The sequence below is a fragment of the Pseudanabaena sp. SR411 genome (assembly GCF_002251945.1).
Lineage (GTDB): Bacteria > Cyanobacteriota > Cyanobacteriia > Pseudanabaenales > Pseudanabaenaceae > Pseudanabaena.
The window spans coordinates 33,278-54,871 of sequence record NZ_NDHW01000127.1; the positions used below are offsets into that span (position 1 = coordinate 33,278).

General features: G+C 43.8%; 17 protein-coding genes and 3 pseudogenes. 10 read left to right on the forward strand and 10 right to left on the reverse strand.

Features of this window, described 5'->3' with window-relative positions; all coding sequences use genetic code 11:
- Window positions 1-49: 49 nt before the first annotated feature.
- The 3 genes from B9G53_RS13410 to B9G53_RS13420 form a co-directional block, all read right to left on the reverse strand.
- Window positions 50-1,156 carry a hypothetical protein gene (locus B9G53_RS13410; protein ID WP_094533103.1) on the reverse strand — a complete coding sequence of 369 codons (1,107 nt, stop codon included), beginning with the start codon at window positions 1,154-1,156 and terminating at the stop codon, window positions 50-52.
- A gap of 21 nt (window positions 1,157-1,177) precedes the next feature.
- On the reverse strand, window positions 1,178-2,311 hold the full coding sequence (locus B9G53_RS13415) for a cache domain-containing protein (RefSeq protein WP_094533106.1): 1,134 nt from the start codon (window positions 2,309-2,311) through the stop codon (window positions 1,178-1,180).
- A 288-nt stretch (window positions 2,312-2,599) separates the two neighbouring features.
- The gene (locus B9G53_RS13420; protein WP_094533108.1) at window positions 2,600-3,565 is read right to left on the reverse strand and encodes an acetyl-CoA carboxylase carboxyltransferase subunit alpha; all 966 of its coding nucleotides are present in this window, start codon (window positions 3,563-3,565) and stop codon (window positions 2,600-2,602) included.
- Window positions 3,566-3,867: 302 nt separating this feature from the next.
- Here B9G53_RS13420 and B9G53_RS13425 point away from each other — a divergent pair, with 302 nt between their 5' ends.
- Together B9G53_RS13425 and hemH are read left to right on the forward strand one after the other, a co-directional pair.
- The gene (locus B9G53_RS13425; RefSeq protein ID WP_094533110.1) at window positions 3,868-4,611 is read left to right on the forward strand and encodes a cobalt-precorrin-6A reductase; all 744 of its coding nucleotides are present in this window, start codon (window positions 3,868-3,870) and stop codon (window positions 4,609-4,611) included.
- A gap of 262 nt (window positions 4,612-4,873) precedes the next feature.
- Window positions 4,874-6,025, forward strand: a complete 1,152-nt coding sequence (gene hemH / locus B9G53_RS13430; protein WP_094533112.1) for a ferrochelatase — start codon at window positions 4,874-4,876, stop codon at window positions 6,023-6,025.
- 50 nt (window positions 6,026-6,075) lie between these two features.
- On the opposite strand, the gene B9G53_RS13435 is transcribed toward hemH, so the two are convergent.
- Window positions 6,076-6,810: a heme oxygenase (biliverdin-producing) gene (locus B9G53_RS13435; RefSeq protein ID WP_094533113.1), complete on the reverse strand. Its 735-nt coding sequence runs from the start codon at window positions 6,808-6,810 to the stop codon at window positions 6,076-6,078.
- Window positions 6,811-7,305: 495 nt separating this feature from the next.
- Between B9G53_RS13435 and ndhC the strand changes: the two genes are divergently transcribed.
- Genes ndhC through B9G53_RS13450 form a run of 3 tightly spaced genes read left to right on the forward strand, consistent with a single transcriptional unit; the run spans window position 7,306 to window position 8,934 of the window.
- Window positions 7,306-7,668 (forward strand): NADH-quinone oxidoreductase subunit A, encoded by a 363-nt coding sequence (gene ndhC / locus B9G53_RS13440; RefSeq protein WP_094533114.1) that lies wholly within the window; start codon window positions 7,306-7,308, stop codon window positions 7,666-7,668.
- Window positions 7,665-8,405, forward strand: coding sequence for an NADH dehydrogenase subunit K (locus tag B9G53_RS13445; protein WP_094533116.1), 741 nt, complete (start codon window positions 7,665-7,667; stop codon window positions 8,403-8,405). Before ndhC ends, B9G53_RS13445 begins: the two co-directional genes overlap by 4 nt.
- Window positions 8,395-8,934, forward strand: a complete 540-nt coding sequence (locus B9G53_RS13450; protein WP_094533117.1) for an NAD(P)H-quinone oxidoreductase subunit J — start codon at window positions 8,395-8,397, stop codon at window positions 8,932-8,934. The genes B9G53_RS13445 and B9G53_RS13450 overlap by 11 nt, the downstream gene beginning before the upstream one ends.
- Window positions 8,935-8,979: 45 nt before the next feature.
- On the opposite strand, the gene B9G53_RS13455 is transcribed toward B9G53_RS13450, so the two are convergent.
- The 3 genes from B9G53_RS13455 to murD all read right to left on the reverse strand — a co-directional run bounded on the left by B9G53_RS13455 (window position 8,980) and on the right by murD (window position 12,840).
- The gene (locus tag B9G53_RS13455) at window positions 8,980-9,333 is read right to left on the reverse strand and encodes a VOC family protein (protein WP_094533118.1); all 354 of its coding nucleotides are present in this window, start codon (window positions 9,331-9,333) and stop codon (window positions 8,980-8,982) included.
- A 139-nt stretch (window positions 9,334-9,472) separates the two neighbouring features.
- On the reverse strand, window positions 9,473-11,353 hold the full coding sequence (locus B9G53_RS13460) for a penicillin-binding protein 2 (protein WP_094533120.1): 1,881 nt from the start codon (window positions 11,351-11,353) through the stop codon (window positions 9,473-9,475).
- Between the two features lie 86 nt (window positions 11,354-11,439).
- Window positions 11,440-12,840, reverse strand: coding sequence for a UDP-N-acetylmuramoyl-L-alanine--D-glutamate ligase (gene murD, locus B9G53_RS13465; RefSeq protein WP_094533121.1), 1,401 nt, complete (start codon window positions 12,838-12,840; stop codon window positions 11,440-11,442).
- 308 nt (window positions 12,841-13,148) lie between these two features.
- On the opposite strand from murD, the gene B9G53_RS13470 reads away from it, so the two are divergent.
- Together B9G53_RS13470 and B9G53_RS13475 are read left to right on the forward strand one after the other, a co-directional pair.
- Complete coding sequence (locus B9G53_RS13470; protein WP_094533123.1) at window positions 13,149-14,759, forward strand: methyl-accepting chemotaxis protein; 1,611 nt, start codon at window positions 13,149-13,151, stop codon at window positions 14,757-14,759.
- An 80-nt stretch (window positions 14,760-14,839) separates the two neighbouring features.
- Window positions 14,840-17,494, forward strand: coding sequence for a response regulator (locus tag B9G53_RS13475; protein ID WP_094533124.1), 2,655 nt, complete (start codon window positions 14,840-14,842; stop codon window positions 17,492-17,494).
- A gap of 49 nt (window positions 17,495-17,543) precedes the next feature.
- Here B9G53_RS13475 and B9G53_RS28510 read toward each other — a convergent pair.
- Window positions 17,544-17,672, reverse strand: a pseudogene (locus tag B9G53_RS28510) (transposase); the annotation flags it as partial.
- A gap of 220 nt (window positions 17,673-17,892) precedes the next feature.
- Here B9G53_RS28510 and B9G53_RS13485 point away from each other — a divergent pair.
- Entirely contained in the window at window positions 17,893-18,879 is a 987-nt protein-coding gene (locus B9G53_RS13485; protein WP_094533126.1) for a diacylglycerol kinase family protein, read from the forward strand.
- Here the strand turns inward: B9G53_RS13485 and B9G53_RS13490 are convergent.
- Together B9G53_RS13490 and B9G53_RS13495 are read right to left on the reverse strand one after the other, a co-directional pair.
- Entirely contained in the window at window positions 18,876-19,547 is a 672-nt protein-coding gene (locus B9G53_RS13490) for a phosphatase PAP2 family protein (protein ID WP_094533127.1), read from the reverse strand. The genes B9G53_RS13485 and B9G53_RS13490 overlap by 4 nt on opposite strands.
- 75 nt (window positions 19,548-19,622) lie before the next feature.
- Window positions 19,623-19,901, reverse strand: a complete 279-nt coding sequence (locus tag B9G53_RS13495) for a Uma2 family endonuclease (protein ID WP_094533129.1) — start codon at window positions 19,899-19,901, stop codon at window positions 19,623-19,625.
- A gap of 190 nt (window positions 19,902-20,091) precedes the next feature.
- Here B9G53_RS13495 and B9G53_RS28515 point away from each other — a divergent pair.
- Together B9G53_RS28515 and B9G53_RS13505 are read left to right on the forward strand one after the other, a co-directional pair.
- Window positions 20,092-20,606, forward strand: a pseudogene (locus B9G53_RS28515) (IS5/IS1182 family transposase); the annotation flags it as partial.
- Between the two features lie 93 nt (window positions 20,607-20,699).
- Window positions 20,700-21,470: pseudogene (locus B9G53_RS13505) on the forward strand (transposase); the annotation flags it as partial.
- Window positions 21,471-21,594 lie beyond the last annotated feature (124 nt).

A 21,594-nucleotide genomic window follows, 5' to 3' on the forward strand; every position in this document is an offset into this window, starting at 1 on the left:
TGGAGAGATGATTAGTGCGATCGGATTAAAAAGAGCGATCAGCCTAAATCTATAATGCCAGCAAAATTACCCGTGAGACTAAAATTAATAGCGCCAATGGCAAACTCCATCGCAAAAAATTTGTTATTTCCGCAACCACATATTTGCCACCAAAAAATCTTTCCATTGCTGGATTCATGATCGTAAAGTTGATAGATAGACCTAAAAACTGGAAGGCAAATCCTAACCAAAGAACTTGAAAAAATACGCTATCGATACTTAATGCTGGATAGCGGATCGATATAGTAAAACTGAGGGCAACCATCGTCAAAATACTACCTGACCAAGCAGAAATTCGTTTATCCAAGTCAGCATTACTCCATAGAGCGATGATGGTTGGTACGAGCAACACTAAAGACAGAGGGATAAATACTCCTGGGATATGACTAGTGGGAATCCGTTTCACCATAGTTTGGGCTAATAATTGAGGATGAGATTCTCCATCTAAACCCTTAAAGTTAGAGAATAAGAAGTTGACATCACCAGTATGCCAACCTGATAATTGAATTTCCTGCGGTATGCCAGAAAAATCAATGTCATCCTGAGTCTGCCAGAAAACAACTTTATTACTGTTGTACCTAGATATCAGGCGAATTGGTAAAACTTGTTGGTCAAAAGGGAAATCCGCCAATTTATACTTAGCTTCAAACGTAGCAGTTAATCGCTGAAGATATACAACAGAACCATTAGCGTTTAAATATAGTTCTGATTCAGATTTTAGTGGCTTTTCCGCCAAATTAGCGATCGCGATTTGGGGATTCCAGATATTAGCGAGCTTAGCGATCGCCTCTTCGGCAATGAAGCTCTGCTCATTAACACCTGTGTTTTTTGGATCAAAAGCTTGATTAGGATTCTGCCAACGTAAACGTAGATCAATATCTGCGGAGAACGTACCCGCAGCATCAGTTATTTTTGAGATGTTGTTAATCACTAAAGCAACCTCGACCTTAATCGGCTTTGGGACATTGCTTGGAAAAGCATTATTCGGCACAGTGACATTTGGCTTCACAGCAACAATGGGAGCAGCTTCTTGAGAATAGCCACTTGCGGCTCCTATCCCTACAATCAATAGTAAGCAAAGCCCTAGCGTAAATAGAAAACGACGGAGATTAATCATTGATTTTTAGCTATTCTTGCTCTATCCATTAATGTCTTGTTTTAATCCAATTAATCTTTGTTGGATTAGTTCCAAACTTCTAGCAATTTTCCCAACTTCATCCCGACGAGAGGCAAGATCATCTATAGGTTTAGCAACATCATCGATCGCCATACTCGTGATGCAATTACCAACAGCAATCATCGGTCGCATCAATAATCCATTAAATAAAATCGTCGCTGTTCCACCTAAAATGATTACAGCAAATAATGAAATGACCATAGCATTAATGAGAACAGCATTGGCTTGACTGGTTAAACCTTCAAAGCTTTTGCCAGCAACAACTACACCTATTTTCTTGCCTTTAAAATCCAGTAGTTGTAATAGAGCAACGCCATAGTCAACACCATCAATTTTTTGCAATTTTAAAGTCGTATCGTTGACCTTGCGCAACAAATCAGGGGAAACGAGCGATCGCACCAAACTCCAGTTAGTAGAACTTTCATTTCGTAAGCCCCCAATCACGCGATCGCTTTCGGGTGCAGGAAGTCCAGTCGCGACTTTCGTCATTAGATCGTTGTCAATAAATACTCCCAATTCAAAACCAGTTACTTGTTTGACCGCATCTAAAACACCGTTAAAACTCATGCCGACCTCAAAACTTCCAATCGCCCCTTGAGCATCAGCTATTGGTACAACCCCACGAATATTTAATCCATGCCGACTTATTTCAACCCCACTTTGCGGTTCCTGTTTTTGATTAGTGATTAAGACTGTTTCGCGAAAACTACTCATATCTTCGCCATATTTTTTGAGGTAAAATAAACGCAAAAAGGATGTTGCTGGTGCTAAGTGGAAATGGGCTTCACGAACATCATAGCGATCGCGTTGAATCACAAAAGCGGGTAGAAGTATCTGAGCTAATTGATCACGATCTCTTGCCCGAAAAGCCTGTTGCACCGAAGGAAGTGATGCAACCATTTCTGCCCTAGACAAAGCTTTTTTTGTGTGCTCCTCAGTATATTTTTGAATTAAAGTAACCGTTGTGTTTAGTTCTGCTTTTTGATTATTCTCAATTGATTGTAAAGCAGTGGCATAAAAGAATAATGACAATGACAGCGATGTAATCAAAGCAACTAAAGTAATCAGTAATGGAACTTTAATCCTTAACTGCATGAACCCATCCGAGAAAATTTCAAAATAATTTTCGCAATTATAGCAGCTAAGTTCCACGTAACCTTGCTGTTATAATCTCTTGCTAAATGTCAATTCAGCAATTCTCATTATAAAAAAGCAATCTCTATAATGAGAATTGCTGACATCAATTCTCGAAAGTAAGTAACTATTTTGAACTTTGGGATGATACTAAGCTCAGCTAATACTCATGCAAACAAGTGTCGGTACATTTGTCTGCATGGGTATAGGGCTAAAAATCATTTGAGGCTTAGTATTTCAAGTCAAGTTTCAAGATTCGAGAAAAACGCCCATCTTACGGAACTTTTGATAACGTAGCTCTTGTAAATCTTCCACAGACAACTTACTTAAGCGATCGAGATTTTCGACTAGGGCAGCTTTGAGATTTTCCGCCGCCTGTAGTGGCAGACGATGCGCCCCACCGAGTGGCTCATCAATCACATAATCGACAATGCCCAAACGCTTCAAGTCAGGAGCCGTGATTTTTAACGCTTCCGCCGCCTTGCCAGCCTTTGCCGAGTCGCGCCACAAAATTGCTGCACAGGCCTCAGGAGTCGCCACCGTATAGACCGAGTTTTCAAACATCATGATGTGATCGCCAATGCCAATCCCCAAGGCTCCACCCGATCCGCCTTCACCAATGACGGTACAGATAATTGGTACACCTAGACCAAACATTTGTCGTAAATTTGCGGCGATCGCCTCGCCTTGTCCCTGCTCCTCAGCCGATACTCCAGGGTATGCCCCAGGGGTATCAATCAAGGTAATAATTGGCAATTTAAAGCGATTTGCATGATCCATCAATCTTGATGCTTTGCGATATCCCCCTGGGGAAGCCATGCCAAAGTTGCGGGTCATGTTGTCCTTAGTATCACGCCCCTTTTGATGCCCCAAAATAACTACAGGGCGATCACAAATTCTTGCTAACCCCCCAACTAAAGCTGGATCATCATTACCTCTGCGATCGCCATGTAGCTCCATCCACTCATCGGTTATGGCTTGCACATAGTCAAGGGTACTAGGGCGACGGGGATGCCTTGCAATTTGCATCCGTTGCATTGCACCCAATCCCGAAAAAATCTCTCGCCGCAAAAGCTCGGCTCGTTGCTCTAAAAGCTGAATCTGACCAACCATGTCCACATCGTTGTCATTCGCGAGTTCGCGGATTTGGGCGATACGGTTTTCTAGTTCAACGATGGGCTTTTCAAAGTCAAGCAGGATTTGGCGATCGGCCATGATGCAATTTTGTATAGTAGATACCAATTCTCAGATTAGCAGACAAAGGGATAGTTAAAAGCATATTTTAAAATTTATGAAAGAACTTCGTATTCAAGATCAAGTAGAACCTTAAACCCACAAAGATAAATGGCGGCGCTTCGCGCCGCCATTTATCTTTGTGGGTTTTGAGTTGCTATAAATGACAAGCCGTGTTGCTGGTTTGCTCTGTACTTCGCGATCGCTTATTGACTAGAAAAGGGATAACATATAGCTCGCAACTTCAATAATCAGCAAGGCATAATTTCCCAATATTTCTAATCATGAAAAAAGTTCTCATTTTGGGTGGCACTGGTGATGCTGTGAAACTCGCCGCTAAACTTGCCACTATTCCCGAAATAGAAGTAATTAGCTCCCTCGCAGGGCGCACAAAAAAGCCAGCCGCTCTAGTTGGACAAGTTCGTATTGGTGGATTTGGTGGTGCAGAAGGATTAGCTCACTATTTACAAGAAAACTCAATTGATGTTCTCATTGATGCGACTCATCCCTGTGCAGGTCAAATAACCATTAACGGCGCGATCGCTACACAATCAGTTAACATTCCTCACTTAATGCTCGTTCGTCCCCAATGGGAAAAAACAACTGGCGACAATTGGATTGAAGTAGAAAGTGTAGAAGCCGCAGCAAGTGCAATTCCTGAATCTGTAAATCGCGTGTTTATTACATCAGGGAGACAACAACTAGAGCCTTTTTTACAGCGATCGCATATTAGCCCGCATATCTGGTACTTAATGCGCTCCATCGATCCGCCTGAAATTGAACTTCCTAATAGCAAAGTCTTGCTTGATCGTGGTCCATTTAGTTTAGAACAGGAACGAAAGTTATTGCGAAACTATCATATTGAAGCGATCGTTAGTAAAAATAGTGGTGGCAATGCGACCTATGCCAAAATTACTGCGGCTAGAGAATTAGAAATTCCGATCATAATGGTGCAGCGTCCAGCCATGCCTATAGGTGAAAAGGTCACAAGTATCGAAGAGGCGATCGCATGGTTAAACCAGCTTTAGATTTTTGAAAATGAATTGGGAAGCCACTTTTTTTAAATGTATAGCAATAAAAGAGATAGCTAGAACAAATCAAACCCCAAATAAATGAAGGCGGCGCTTCGCGCCGCCTTCATTTATTTGGGGTTTATGTCCTAAGCAAAACTTTCATTGCTATACATTTAAGATCAGCACAAAACGGTATAACGCTCCTGCCCCTAGTTATAATTAATGAAACTTGATCTTAATAACAGATCCAAAATTATAAAGGGATATAGCGATTGATATGGGGCGACTAGGTGTTTTACTGCTGAACCTCGGCGGGCCAGACAAATTAGAAGATGTCCGCCCATTTTTGTATAACTTATTTTCTGACCCAGAAATTATTCGCTTGCCTTCGCCATTACTCCAAGCACCTTTGGCTTGGTTAATTTCGACCCTGCGTGCAAAAAAATCTCAGGAAAATTACAAAAAAATTGGTGGCGGCTCACCATTACGGCGGATTACCGAAGCACAAGGAGCAGCATTGCGATCGCAGCTTCAGCAAAACGGTCATGATGTCCATGTTTATTTGGGAATGCGCTACTGGCATCCTTTCACTGAAGAGGCGATCGCCCAAATCAAACGGGACAAAATTGAAGAATTAGTAATTTTGCCTTTATATCCCCAGTTTTCGATTAGCACCACAGGTTCTAGCTTTAGACTACTAGATCGGATTTGGAAAGCCGACCCCGAATTACAAAAAATCAAATATACAGTTGTTCCTTCTTGGTATAACAATTCAGGCTACTTGCAAGCAATGGCAAACTTGATTGCGACCAAACTCGATCAAGTTAAAAATCCTAACGAAGCCTATATTTTCTTTAGCGCTCATGGTGTACCTGTCAGCTACATCGAAGAAGCAGGTGATCCCTATCAAAAGGAAATCGAAACCTGTGCCGCACTGATTATGCAAAAACTTAATCGCCCCAACCCCTATAAGCTCGCCTATCAAAGTCGTGTGGGGCCAGTTGAATGGTTGCAGCCTTACACCGATGTGGCGATCGAGGAACTTGCCAAACAAGGTGTCAAGGAATTAGTTGTAGTTCCGATTAGCTTTGTATCGGAGCATATCGAAACCCTCGAAGAAATCGATATGGAATATCGTGAAATCGCTGAACATGCTGGCATTGAAACCTTTGCACGAGTTCCTGCCCCTGATACTGACCCCACTTTTATCCAAGCTTTAGCCGACGTAGTGATGAAAGCTTTAAGCGATCGCCCTATAGCTTTTGCGGAAACGATCCAACCACAAAAGAATACCAAGCTATATCCTCAAGAGCGTTGGGAATGGGGAATGACCCAATCTGCCGAAGTTTGGAACGGACGCTTAGCAATGTTAGGTTTTCTGATCTTGCTCCTAGAGCTTTGGCTAGGACGCGGACAAATCTTTCAATAAATTTTTCAATAAAAAAGGGGCGCTTAGCGCCCCTTTTTTATTGTTATTAATTAGCTAGCAGCATTAGATTCACGACGAACAGAGGTGTTTTTGGGTTCACCCTTGATCTTCGTGATTAGAGAATTCCAGCCAAACTTAGTTAGAGCCAGTAACCAGTTACCTTCTAGCTCACGGAACATCGCCATGTTCATATGAAATGAAGCATTGGCTTCGTCCACAATCCGCTCAGCCGTTGCTGCGTCCACAGGCAAGGTATCCAGAGCTTCACGATAGCGTTTTTTGAATTCGCCATGATTGCGAATGTCATCAAACTCATAAAAAGCAGTCCCATCGCCTTCGTTCAAGCCCATCGACTCCTTCGCGATTTTTTTAAGGATTTGACCACCAGAAAGATCTCCCATGTAACGAGTGTAAGCATGAGCAACTAGCAACACAGGGTCATTAGCTGAGATCTCATGGATACGGGCAAGATACTTTTCGCAAGCAGGAGTGGGCTTTACTTCTTCGCGCCAGTTGGAGCCGAAGTAAAACAACATATCGAGTTCCAGACTCTTTTCACGCCACAATTCACGGTAATAAAGCTTGCTGAGAACAGGATCATTTTTGTGAACTTCAAACTCTGCTTCGATCGCTTTGTAAACAAAGTAAAGGTTTCCGACGAGTCTGCTATAGGATGTCTTATCAACTACGCCCTTTAAAAAACATTTAATAAAATCGGTACTTTCGGCAGCCGAGTGAGATTTTTGTGTGCCTACACGCAAAAGAGTTGCTAAACCTTGACTCATGGATTCTCCTAAACTTTTTTAATTAAAATAGTGTCTTTGCTCATACTAGACAAAGCTTTGCACCGTCTAGCATGAATTTTAAATTAGTAATAAAAACAGCAATAAAAGCGATTATGGAAATATATGCTGGAATAAATTAATCAAAAATAATTGCAGGTCAATCAAAAACTGCGATCGCTGCTAAAGCCTCAAATCGACAGCATTTGACATAAGTTTCAATTATATAAGCCAACCCATAGACAAATTTCTAGTCTGTAACAAATTTTCATCTACCATCGCTCCCATATAATGTAGTCATGATCTCCTAAATTTGTATCAGCAAGAATTCTTGTAAAACAATAGGCTTACGTCTAGATGAACAAAATAAATTGCAAAACTAAACCTGTAAAGTTGCGCTCCGCAGGAGCGCAACTTTACAGGTTTAGTGAATTTATTTTGTCCAAGTGCTTAAGGTACAACTTAGAATTTAGTCAAGCTAGCTTGAAGAGGTAATAAATTTTGGTTTTAAGCGGATACGAATACTTACTGGTATTCATCATCGTTTGTACGCTTGTCCCACTATCGGGGCTAGCACTATCGGCTCTGTTAAGCCCAAAACAATCGGGAGCCGCAGGTCGTACCACCTACGAGTCTGGCTGTGAACCCATTGGGGGAGCTTGGATACAATTTAATATCCGTTATTATATGTTTGCACTTGCCTTCGTTATCTTTGACGTAGAAACGGTATTTCTATACCCTTGGGCAGTCGCATTTAGTAAACTAGGCTTGCTTGCTTTTGTGGAAGCATTAATCTTTATTAGCATTCTTGTATTAGGTCTAGTCTACGCTTGGAGAAAAGGAGCCTTAGAATGGTCATGAAATCCGAAAACGTTGGTCTGGACTTCAGCATCGAAGAACAAACCCAACGCCTCATCAATCCCGCTGCTACACCACAAGTCACCCAAGACTTATCAAATAATGTCGTTTTGACTACCCTCAACGATCTTTACAACTGGTCGAGAATGTCTAGCCTCTGGCCAATGCTCTACGGTACTAGCTGCTGCTTCATCGAGTTTGCTGCCATGATTGGCTCCAGATTTGACTTCGATCGCTTTGGTCTACTGCCCCGTTCTAGTCCTCGTCAAGCCGACCTGATCATTACCGCAGGGACAGTCACCATGAAAATGGCTCCCGCGCTAGTGCGTCTCTATGAGCAGATGCAAGAACCGAAATACGTAATTGCGATGGGTGCTTGCACAATCACAGGTGGCATGTTTAGCACCGACTCTTATACAACAGTGCGCGGTGTGGATAAGCTGATCCCCGTTGATGTGTATATCCCAGGTTGTCCGCCTCGTCCTGAAGCAATCATGGACGCGATCATCAAATTGCGTAAAAAAATCGGTACGGAAGGCTTTAAAGAAAGAGCTACCCTTGATCGCACCCATCGCTACTATGCGGTGAAGCATGAAATGAAGGTAGTTAGCCCAATCCTAACTGGACAATACCTAGAAATGCCTAGCCGTATGGCTCCACCTAAGGAATTAGTCGAGTCGGGTATTCCTTTGCCCGCTTTGCAAATGGCTCAGAAGGAGGTAGAAACCGTTGGCAGATAATCAATCAGGAAATCAAGAAGCAGCATTAGCTACAACTGAGGTAACTGACCCAGTTTCGCAATGGCTAACTAGCAATGGCTTTGAGCATGAGTTTTTGGGTTTGGATAAGCAGGGTGTTCCCATTCTCAAAATTGATCGCCAATTTCTATTGCCATTCTCGACTGCGCTTTATGCATACGGCTTTAACTACTTGATGATGCAATGTGGTTATGATGCTGGTGCTGGCGATAGTTTGGTGAGTGTCTATCATCTGGCTAAGCTCAGCGATGAGGGGATTAATAAAAGCGATCGCCTCGAAGAAGTACGTATCAAGGTATTTCTTCCGCGCACTGATCCGCGTTGTCCATCGGTCTACTGGATCTGGAAAACTGCTGATTGGCAAGAGCGCGAAACCTTCGATATGTATGGCATCATCTACGAAGGGCATCCCAATCTCAAGCGGATTCTCATGCCCGAAGACTGGATCGGCTATCCCATGCGAAAGGATTACGTCACACCAGACTTCTACGAGTTACAAGACGCATACTAAAAAAGAAGCACCCAAAGGGTGCTTCTTTTTTAGGTGGATATCAAGCTAGATCTCTGACCACACTGCAAATTCATTGCCACTTGGTTCCGTAAAGTGAAACCGACGACCACCGGGGAAGGAAAAAATTGGTTTTATAATCACACCACCAGCTTGCTCAATTTTTGTTTGAGTAGTTTCAAGCCCTTGACTATAGAAAACAATCAGCGCTGCACCATTGCTAGTGGAAGACTCTAAGGCTGAATGGTAAAAACCACCATCAATTCCTTGATTAGAAAAAGCAATGTATTCGGAGCCAAAATCTTCAAATATCCATCCAAAAACCTGTTGAAAGAAATCCTTTGTCGCTTGGATATCTTTTGCAGGAAATTCAACATAGTTAATTTTTTCGTGCTGGTTCATGATTAGTAAGTAACGTAAATTCGGGTTAATTTCAAACTAGCTGTGAGAAAGGAGGCGCAAAACTTGCCCTTTCTAGGAAGTTAAAGCAGTAAGCAAAGCTTTTACTGCTTTAACTTTAAATATCTCGAACTCACGTTATTTAAGGGCGATCGCGGGATGGGGTCGGTTCAGCGCTTGGGGAATTACTAGGGGAAGCACTCGGAGAAGGTTTTGGATCTTGAGGAGATGGGGATGGAGAGACTGTGGGTTCAGCCAGAATTGGGATTTTGGAGATAACTTCTTCAGGATGGCTTGGTGGAATCCCCTCACTGACAATAATATCTTCGATTACTGTCTTGACAATGGGAGCCGCTACGGTAGAACCAAACGCATCATCACCAACAGGCTCATCAATTACCGCCAACACCACATAGCGAGGTTCTTTAGCGGGAAAAATACCGACAAAACTAGTGATTTTGGCATTGGCATAACCACCACCAGTGGTTGAAGCTTTTTGAGCTGTTCCAGTTTTACCAGCAATCCGATATCCCGGAATTCGCGCAGGTAAACCTGTTCCTTTCTCGACAACATTAGTCATCATTTCCACAACTCTTTGAGCCGTAGCTGGCGAAATTACCTGCCGAGGCGTTGCCAATTTGGGCTGATAATACTCTTCGCCTTCTTCATTAATTAAACCTTTGACCACATGGGGCGTGAGCAACTTACCGCCACTGGCGAGAATACCGTGCAATTGCGCCATCTGAATTGGTGTAAGCGAGAAACCTTGTCCAAAGGAGGCTGTTGCTGGCTCGATCACATATTCAAGGAACTGCTCTTGGGGCTTGAGGGTACTAGGTGTTTCCGACGGGAGATCAATACCAGAGATATCTCCCAGCCCAATCCGCTCTAGCCAACCGTAATAAACTGAAGGCTTCATGCGCTGAACGATATGCACCATCCCCACATTGCTCGATCGCTCTAGGATTTGACTAATACTGAGGGACCCAACTGCACCGACTTGTTCGTAGTCAAAGTTAGCGACTGGCCAGCCGCCAATCGTTAAAGCACCTTCGTCGTTAAATACGGTATCAGGCTGAATTGCTCCTGCTTCGAGGGCGATCGCCACATTGAGCGGTTTAAAAGTAGAACCCGGTTCATATAAGTCCGAAACGGCCCAATTTTTGAAGAGTTTGACATCGGACTCATAGTAGCGATTGGGATCGTAGGTTGGCTCAGTTACGAGGGTGAGTAATCCACCATCTCTGGCATCCATGACAATCACTGATCCACGCTTAGCACCAAACTTAACCATCTGCTGCTTGAGAATTTGCCTAGCCGTCCGTTGAATGCGCGAATCAATCGTCATTTGCAAGCTTGTGCGATCGGTTTGGAGCATTCCCGCAGGAATCCGATTAGGAATTAATTTCCCAGAGCCATCTTGGGTAACCGCAGGTGCTTGATCGGTACGCTCTAATAATTTTTCTTGACTAAGTTCAATCCCAGCTTGACCACGATGATCGACATTCACATAGCCGAGTAGTTCAGCGGCAAGATCCTGTTGTGGATAGAGTCGATGGCGCTGTTGAACCAGATCTAAACCATCTAGACGCAAGTTAAAAATGCGATCAGCATTTTCCTCCGATAGCCAATATTCGACTTGAGTAGAAGTCGTATCACGATTGAGAATACTGAGCAATTTGTCGGCGGGTCGTCTGAGGATCGGCGCAAGCTTTTCCGCGATCGCCTCAGGTTTTTCTTTGTAAAGATGGGGATGGGCAAATAATGTATAGACAGGGCGATCTAGAGCTAAAACTGCACCTTTGCGATCGGTAATCGTGCGACGGGGAATAAATGGTCGCAAAGTAAACATTTGCTGTCTTCGCGCCTTTTCGAGTAAGTCAGATGATGTCACCACTTGTAAAAAAACTAAGCGCACAATTAACCCAATCATTGACAGAGCCAAAATCATCCAGATCAGCACTGTGCGACGTTTAAAAAGATTAATAGTGGCAAGATCTCTAGGTGGAAGCGATGGGTTCATGACTATAATTTTGGCGAAATTCTGTCTACAAGAACCGATGTTTAGTAGCGAGGCATTGCCGCGCCATCAAACATCTGGTCTTTATTTTATGGTGAAGCCCTAAGCTCTTGGCAAAGTTGACGGAAGCGATCGCCACGTTGCTCGAAGTTAGCAAACTGGTCAAAGCTAGCACATGCGGGTGAGAATAGCACAGTTGGTAAAGGCTGACTAGGGTGGTTATGGGCGCGGCTATGGGCAATGTACGATGCTTGTTGGACTGCGTTCTCAAGAGTTTCGACAATTTCATAATTTTTAAACCCTACGTCTTTGAGCATTTCCGCAAACAATGACGCAGCTTCGCCGATTAATAATACGCCGATCGCTCTTTGACGAATTTGCTCTAGCCATGCACTGGCATCACCTTGCTTCGGTTGACCACCAGCAATCAAGACCACAGGGGGCTTTACTGCTTTTAAACCTACTTCCGCAGCATCATAGTTTGTGGCTTTGCTGTCGTTAATAAAGGCAATTCCTTCATAAAAGCACACATGCTCAAGGCGATGGGGAACACCTTGAAAATTAGAAATGGCAAGATCGATATGTTTTGCGTCAATCCCAGCTAGCTTGGCGGCGGCTACCGACATCAATAAATTTTGACGATTATGAATTCCCAAAAGCTGCCAATGGGAGATTGGGAAAACTGGCTCACCACGAAACTTGACCCAGCCTTTGTCAATGTAAGCACCATCGGCGATCGCCTCCACCACCTGATCATCAATCCCTGTCCAGATCGCTTTTGGCCACATGGCTGCCCCAAAATTCTCCAAGTACGGATCATTACCATTGAGGACGATATGGGCGGACTGATCGATTAAGCTTGCCTTAATATCTCGATAGGCTTCAAGGGTATAGTGACGATTGAGGTGATCGGGGGTAAAGGTTGTCCAGATGCCAATTTGAGGTTTGACGCTTTGCGTAGATTCGATCTGATAACTGCTTAACTCCGCAATAATCCAGTCGGGCTGAAGTTGTTTATGCAAGACCTGTAACGCAATTTCGCAAGCGGGAAAGCCAATATTGCCACAGGCGATCGCCTTTAGCCCCGCCGCCTGAAAAATTGCTGCCGTCAAAGATGTCACGGTTGTCTTGCCGTTAGTTCCTGTGATACCCACCCAAGGAATATGCTTAAGGTAGCGCCAAGCTAGTTCGATCTCGCCAATCGTATCAATACCGAGCGATCGCGCCTGTTCAACGGCAGGGCAATCCCAAGGAACCCCCGGACTAACAGCGACAAGATCCACACTTTGCCCCGACTCAATTATTTTGGCAAAGTCAGGAAATCCTCCAAGCTCAACTGCAATTCCTGCTGACTCTAAGGTTTGCTTACGCTGTTCTAGGCTAGCACTTGCCTGACTATCACTAACTGTCACTTGCCAGCCATCAGCTTTGAGGAGTTTTGCCGCAGAAATTCCAGACTGTCCCAGTCCCAGTACATACGCTTGATGCATGGCGATCGCTTGATTTGTAAATTTATTAAATTAAAAAGTTAATAGTCAAGAATACAGGAACTTGCTGACATTTGTTTTATGGCTGCTAAGAGAGCAGCAAAACCAATTTTAGAGTTTTCAACGCCGTAGGCGTTGAAAACTCTAAAATTGGTTTTGACATTGTTGCGAAGCACACTCAAGAGTTTCAACACAAAGCTGTATGTTGTTAACATCCAACCTAAAAGACAAGATAATTGACGGTTTACTAATCAGTAAACTCCAAATTATTCTGATCTTTGACATTGCTAAACTGTTGAATATGTTGATATATGGCAAATAAACCTCCCTTTTCAAGCAAGAAAGCGAATGCAAAAAGAAAGAGGAAGGCTGCCGTTGCTGCTGCTGCCCCGATATCTAGACAAGCTTCCAATAGGAGTAGTTGGTTAAATAATTTACCGATTAGCGCCAAAATCCTCTTTGCGATCGGTTCAACTAGCTTTTTATCCTTAATAGGCTTTGCGATCGCCGCTTTGTATTTAAATAATAGTCTCGCGCCGATTGTCAACCAAGAGGCGCAAAGGCAATTATCCGATGCCACCTTATTTGTGTTTGGCTTAGGGGTAATTTTGATTGTGATTAGTGCGATATTCGGTTTATTTATCGGTAGTACGCTTAGCAAAAGGATTCGGGGGCTAGAAGCGATCGCTAGACAATATGCCGCAGGGGACTTTGGCGCAACCGTGGAGCTTGGGGCTAAGGATGAAATTGGCAAGTTAGCTGATATTTTTAACCAGATGACTTTTAACCTTGCCCAAAATAAGCAGGAGCAGTCTACGGCTCAGGTCGAGGCTGAAGCCCAAAATAATATTTTTCAAGATGAAATTTCGCACCTGTTGGATGTGGTTTCCGAACTGGAGATGGGAGATTTAACAGCTAAGGCTGAAGTTAGTCCCCACGCTACTGGTTTAATTGCGGATACTCTCAATCGTCTATCAGAGCAATTAGCGGAGGTGCTTGCAGCCGTATTGCAGACTGCACAACAGGTAACTCTTCGGACTAATCGCCTTGAGCAGTTAGCGATCGCGGTATCCCAAAATGCTGAGCAACAGGAAGCACTGGTGGTGCAAGCCCGTTTAGGAATTGAGGATGTAAACCAATTAGCTCAAGATGCAGCCCAACAAGCGATCGCTGCCAACAAAGCTGTGCAGAGGGTGCGATCAGCCGTGCGGCAAGGGGAGGAACAAATTATTTACTTGACGGCTTCGATTGAGTCTCTGCAAGCAGCAACGGTGCAGATGGTGCAAAGAATTAAAAATCTAGGGGAATTCGTGGCTCTTGCGAAACAATTTGTGTTGGATCAAAAACGCCTTGCATCTTTAACTCAGGTTTTGGCGACCAATGCCTCCATGGTGGCGGCAAGGGCGCTAGAACAACGCGATCCTGAACAATTTGTCTCCGTCGCAAGGGAATTTGAAGCGATCGCCTCACAGGTAAATAACTTGGCAACCCAAACCAATCAGGGGCTAGTGGTACTGCAACAAAGGACGGGATTTGTGGATGTGGTTGTGTCGGGGATTGATCAAGACGTGCGCGACGTGAATAGCCTTGTGTCGGACTTCACTAACAGTGTGAATAGTTCGGAGCAGTCATTTACCAACATCGCCACTGTAACTGAGGAACTAGCCGAAATTGGCGTAGCTGTAACTGATTCATCGCGATCAATTGCGGAAGCTGTCAAATTTAGTTTAGCCTCGATCCAAGATATTGAAGCGATCGCGGAACGTTCTGCTTCTCAGGCTCAATTTACCCGCGATCAATCGGGCAAGATGGGCATGTTGGCTCGTCAACTACTAGAAAGGGTGCAGTTTTTCCGTTTACCACCAATGCTAGAAACGCAGATTACGGAAATGGACGAGATGGAATCGATTACTGATCGATAGATTTTAGTGGCTCGGCTTCGCTGAGTCACTAAAATCTATCACAGAACCCTAATCACAAATTGATAGCGAATAGCGAAATAATGCCAAATTCTGAATTTGATGATTTACAACTGCAAGAAGAACTGCGTACTCTATTTGAATTAGATACCCAGAAATATTTGCAACTCTATGTGCAGACTGTCCATCAGTTAAGTATTGCCAGTTGGCGCGAAGATATTCAGCAGCTATATCGCTGTGTACATACGATTAAAGGTGGTTCTGTCACCGTAGGATTTCAAGCAGTACTTCAAGTTTCGACGATATTAGAGGACGTTCTTTCCGATCTGCGTTATCTAGATGTTGCACCGCCCTTAACTGATGGTGAATTAGCAAAGTCTTTGATTGAAGCTGGTGAATTGCTGATCGGTGCAGTTCAGATGGGCGATCAAAGTGATCCCGAAGCAGCAGTTAACTATATTCAAACCCTACGTGATCGGATTCAATCTAAATATCTACCTGAATGGAACGAAATGCGCCAAGTTCAGCAAGAATTTGCTGATCAGGGATTTGATTTGGTGACGCTTGAGCTAGAAATGGCGATCGAAGATTTGCCACTCACAGGTGAGGTTTCTCAAGAAGCTTGTGAGATCGCCAAACAAACTATGGCTCAATTGCAAGAAATTGGTGCAGAAATAAACTTAGCGGCTACTTGGCATGAATTTTTACAAAAGGGGACTGAACTTTGCGATCGCCTAGATTGTGAAAAATGGCACGCAGAATGGATGCCATTTCTGCAAAAGGTCAAAGAAAGCGCTCGTCAAGGTGGAATTTTTGAAGCTGAACAAGGAGCACTAGCGCCCTCTCTAAGCATAGAATCGAACTTAATTGCTGGGAATGAAGTCCCAGCCTTGACTAATGCATCAGTTTCGCCAACAGCGGACATTCAAATTCCTGTGCCACTCGATCGCCTAGAGCGATCGTCCCAGTATCTAGTGGAAACCTTAATGGCAACCCGTGCTACACAAGGTTTCTATCAATCGGTTTACTCCAATCTATTGCCGTTAGTCTCACTCGCGCAAAATAGTGTTCAATACATTACCCAATTACGCGAAGTTCAAGATGATTATGCATTGCTAGACGCATCAGGGGAGCAAGATGGACTAAAAATTGAGCGCTATCGTCAAGGATATACCGCCATTAACCGCTTACTAGAAATTAGTCTGCGCTTAATTGAATTAGGCTCAGAAACAGGTGAATCGGCAAGGCGCACAGCCGACAGTATCCAAATCCTTGACCGCAGCTTACGCAATCTCCAACAAACCATCGAAGAAAGTCGCCTTGTTCCCTTCTCAACCCTAGCTTTTAGATCGAGAGGGATTTTACGAGATTTAATGACTCGCGTTGGCAAAGTCGTTCAGTTTACGATTATTGGTGAGCAACTGGAACTTGATGCAGGCACACTTCGCAGTTTAGAACCTGTGCTACTACATTTATTGCGTAATTCCTACGATCATGGCATCGAAGATGCGCCCGAACGAGAGAAATTAGGCAAACCGCTACAGGGCAAAATCGAAATGTCTCTAAAACGTCGCGGCAGTATGTTTGATCTTAGTATTCGTGATGATGGTAGGGGCATTGATCCCGATCGCATTAGTCAAATTGCCCAATCCAAAGGATTACCACTGATGGATACTAGCACTCCTGAACGTCTATTGAGCGTACTCTGTCAATCAGGCTTTACCTCTACGACAGTCGTTAGCGATATTTCTGGTCGGGGTGTAGGTATGGATGTGGTGGCAAGCCAAGTCGCACTGATGAATGGGAAGCTCAGCCTCATCTCTCAAATGGGTAAAGGGACAGCTTTTACGATTCAGATTCCCGTACCGCATTTGTTTGTACGCTGTATGCTCTTGCAAGCAGGCGATCGCACCTTTGCAGTTCCCACTTCCGAAATTTACACAACTACCCTCGTTGAGAGTCTGCTCTGGCAAAAGACTGATCGCTCCGATTACACCATTGAAGTACAAGAAGAGAAAGGAAAAGTACCTGCGATCGATCTCTATCAATATTGGCAAGGACAAACTGAAACCCGAACACTCTTACCATCGGCGATCGCCGTGCGGACGAAACAATCAGATAGCGATCGCGGCGTTTGGTTAATTGCCGATACCCTAGCTGGACAGAGTGATCTATTGGTAAATCCAATTCCTGCGCCTCTGGTTGCTCCAATTGGTTTAATCGGGATGAGCTTGATGCCTGACGGGAAGCTGATTCCTGTTATTGATGCACTTTCCTTTGTGGAAGCCTTCTTCTCATCAGGCACTGAACACCTCACAATTTCTAGTTCTCAGTCAACAGCTTCCTTCCTTGATCTATCCAGCGATCGGCAAATTTTAGTCGTAGATGATGCCGCTCTAATGCGTCGCCGCATTGAAAGTGGCTTGTCGCCACAAGGATACGAAATTACAACTTGCGATGATGGTATGGAGGCTTGGCAATGGCTACAACGCCACAGTCAACCTGCTTTGCTAATTACGGATATTGAGATGCCGCGTATGGATGGATTCACGCTGATTGATCGCTGTCGTCAAGCAGGATTAGATATGCCGATTCTGGTGATTTCATCCCGTCTTGCGGAAGAATGGTCACGCGAGACAGCCCGTCTCGGTGCAACTGATTATCTTACCAAAGGTTTTTCAACCTTAGAACTAGTCACTAAAGTTAGCGCTTTAATCGAACTAAAAAGTCTTGTCTAAATCAGTGGACATAAACCCCAAATAAAGAGAGATGGCGCTTTTTTTACTTTGGTACTGTCGCCAACAACTTACAAGCTAAGTCCGATGGACTCGGATATCCCTTACCTCGCCATACTCTAAAACTCCACGGTACTCGCCACTCACCGTAGACCAGATACAGTACAACCAAATGTAGTCCTCTATGAGTCGGGAGGGTAATCTCGTCAGTTCGTTATATCAGCTTATAGAGGGAAGGGAAAGTCTCAACAAACTGCTATAGTCCGTAGACTTTAGATCTATTGGCTCATTTTTTGGACGTATCTAAAACAATGAACTGTAGACTTTTTGTTAAGTAAGTGTGCATAAGCAAGCTTTTATCCTAATATTTCCAACTTCAAACCAATAGGAAAACGACAGAGATGCATACCCGACTCATCATCAATCCCACTTCTGGCCCTGCTGACAAACCTGATCTGTCAACTGAAATTGTCGAAGCTTTGCACAATCAAGGCATCGAAGCTGAACTCTGTACGACCGCTCCCGATGAAGATGGAGAGAGACTTGCGGCTGAGGCTGCTAAAGCAGGTGCTGAGCTTGTAATCGTAGCGGGAGGCGATGGCACAATTGAAGCCGTAGCGAGAGGATTAATGCATACTCAAACTGTGCTAGGCATTATTCCGATGGGAACACGTAATAACATTGCCGCTAGCTTAAATATTCCCAACGATTTATCTCAAGCCATTCAGACTCTGGTAGAGGGAGTGCGGGGTCGGTTTGATATGGGCAAGGCAAACAATCATTACTTTGTGGAAGTGGTAGGCGTGGGGCTAGAAGCGACACTCTTTCCTTGTGGAGATGAAGTCAAAGAAGGAATCAAGAAAAATTATTGGGCTGCTTTTAAAAGTATCTTCTCAGGTATCCAAACTTTTTTACAGTTTAAACAACACCGCTTGGTCTTGCGCCTCGATGGCATACGGATGCGTCGTTTACGCATCTTGCAAGTCAATATCTGCAACAGTCCTCGCTATGGGGTGCAATTTGCCTTAGCGCCTGACGCAAAAATGAATGATGGAAAACTGGATGTAATATATATTGATAACCCCTCCAAATGGGATCATCTGTGTCACTTCTTTAAAGCTATGCGGGGGGAACGCCTTCCCCATGAGCGACTCAATACTCATCGAGCTGCTAAAATTGAGATTAAGAGTTATCCCCCCTTAGAAGTTCATGCAGACGGACAGTATCTAGGAGTTACCCCAATCACTGTTGAAGTTATTCCAGACGCTCTTTTGATTTGTGTACCTACGCCTGAGTTGCTATTAAAGTTCGTTGACGCAAACAATAGTTATGGTTTGACGGAGCAAGCTGATGGTATTTCCACCGATCGCCCATCCATCTCAGTTTAAATGCCACTAATTTGAACTAGTCCGTATAAGCAGGATGCAAGCCATATACCGCCTGCAACCCATCCACTCAGGACATCTGTTGGCCAATGCACGCCAAAATACACTCGACTAAAGCCCACCCCCAAGGTTAAAAACGCAGCTAAGGGAACAGTAAGTCCTAAAGGAATACTTAGAGACTGCGTTAAGATCGCCGCTAATAAACCGTAAAAGGAAATTGCACTCATGGAATGACCGCTGGGATAACTGTAATCCATCGGACGTTTAGAAGAAGCCCATAGATCAGGTCTTTTACGTCGGAAGAAAGACTTGAAAATTCCATTAAGCAACCATGAACCGCTTAGCCCGATCGCTAAAATCAGAGCTGGAACTGCCTCGTCACGATAAATAAGAATTCCTGCGATCGCAATGAGTATAGGAATGGTAATTTCGCCCTGTGCCATCCAAGTTAGAGCCAGCATATATCGGTCTAGGGTTGGATTAGTCCATTCTTTGAGAGTTAACAAGCACAACTCTTCAAAAGGTAGTAACCAATCCCAGAGAAGGAAACGAGCAATGAAAACACCTAGCGCTAAAACGAGCGTGCCTGCTAGCAAACCTGCCAGCAGATAGGGAGTGAAAGCAATGAGTGATTGGAACAACCAGTAAAGACGAGTACTAACCTGCGCCATCGGCAATCTCCTAATACAAGGATTAATGTGATTTAATAAGTATTATAGGCTATTCATTATTTGGGAAATAGGCGGTTATGCTCGCTTAAAATCAACATTTTCATAAATGAGTGATAGTGGAAGATTAAGATCTATGCTAGCTAATTGAACTTCAGGATTGTTAACGGTTAAATCAGAACTATTGATTGTTAGATATTCCCAAACCTCTGTACGATCGCTACGACGATAGAACTCAATACTCGGAGAATCTGAATTGATAAGCATATATTCTTGCAATGAGTCGATCTTTAGATAGTTGCGTAACTTAATCCCGCGATCGCGACTTTCTGTAGCAGGGGATAAGACTTCAGCGATTACGCAAGGATATTTTGTAAAAACTCCCTAGCATAGCAATCGCGAGGATCGCAGTAACAATAGTTATAATTAGGGCTTGCTGAAAAAGGCAGAAACAGTTGCAATCAGTAGTTTTCAAAGGTTGCAAAAGCTAATAGAGTGCAAGGAAAAAGCCCAAAAGCAAGAAAAACCCTTGCATCAATAAAATTTTATGTGCCGAAGTTCCGCAAAAGGAAAACTATCATTCGAGAACTTCTATCTTCCATTTAGTGGAAAACTATCAGGAGAGAATCGATGGGTAAAGTTAGCGAAACTAATCCCATGGGAAAGTTTTGAGAGTGAATATGCCGAACAATTCAGCGCAGGAGAAGGAGCACCAGCCAAGAGCTTTCGGATGGCACTGGGAGCACTAATCATCAAAAAGATGCCACTGTCACACCAGTCGATATTCGCTATCCCACTGACATCAACCTATTGAATCAAGCAAGAGCACAAACTGATAAGATCATTGATGCTCTTTACGAACAAGTGAAAGCACAGTTTCCAAAGAAACCCCGCACCTATCGTCTTCAAGCAAGGACAGTCTATCTAACCATCACCAAACAACGTCAACCCAACCGTAAAAAGCTACGCAAAGCAATTCGGCAGCAATTGGGATATGTGCGTCGCAATCTCGGTCATATTGAGTCTTTGGTATCCGCAGGTGTATTACTGTCAGAGTTGAGTAACTGGAGTTTAGACTAAAAAAGGAAAAAAAGGCAGAGTAAAAGAGATACAAACTGCCTAAAGTAGATAAAAAAGAAAGACATATCTACAGCCATGATTATTGATAAACTACAGGACTTTCGTCAACAGGTATATGGATTTTTAGGGAATGGACGAGATGCAATATTTGACCTAATGGATGCAGTATTGACTAGTCCAAGCGTGAAATCATTTGCGGAATTATCATTATCAGCAGTGTATCGACGGAAATGGTCAAGTCTGTATGAATCGTTAAAAGATAACCGACCAAGAAGAGGAAGACTCAGACGACTGTGTGTCGAACAAATACCCAAAGATATAAGACCACTACTAGCAGGAGACCATACAGGATGGGGAAGACCCCATGCCAAAACCCTAAAAGACAGGAGTTTTGTGCATCAACCAAATTTGGTTGAAGGCAACAAACCCATCATGCTAGGTCATGACTACAGCACCTTGGGATGGATACCAGAGATGACAGGGAGTTGGGCAATCCCTTTATGTCATGAGCGAATCAGTAGTTTTGAGACAGCAGCGCAAAGAGCCGCTTTTCAACTAAGGCAAGTATGTCGAGATTTGTCCGTAAGACCGATCGCTACTTATGACAGCGAGTATGGCAGTGCTGCCTTTGTCAATTTGACAGATGATATACCAGCAGACTTATTGCTGCGTCTACGTCCGAATCGATGCTTATACAAAGCCCCTGAAGCCTATAGTGGCTGTGGTCGTCCTCGTAAACATGGTCATAAATTCCAACTTGCCAATGCTGATAGTTGGGGCAAAACACAGTCAGAGTGTACTCTAGAGGATGAGCAACTCGGACAGGTGCAAATCCAGCAATGGTCTAACTAAGGGACTTGCGAGGAAATAAGATACCAATCAATTAGGAACAATGGTTATATCCCATTTGGGTAAAGTATCAGAACGTTGCCAAAATGGAAAATACTGTTTCAAGTCTTCTGGTAGAAGT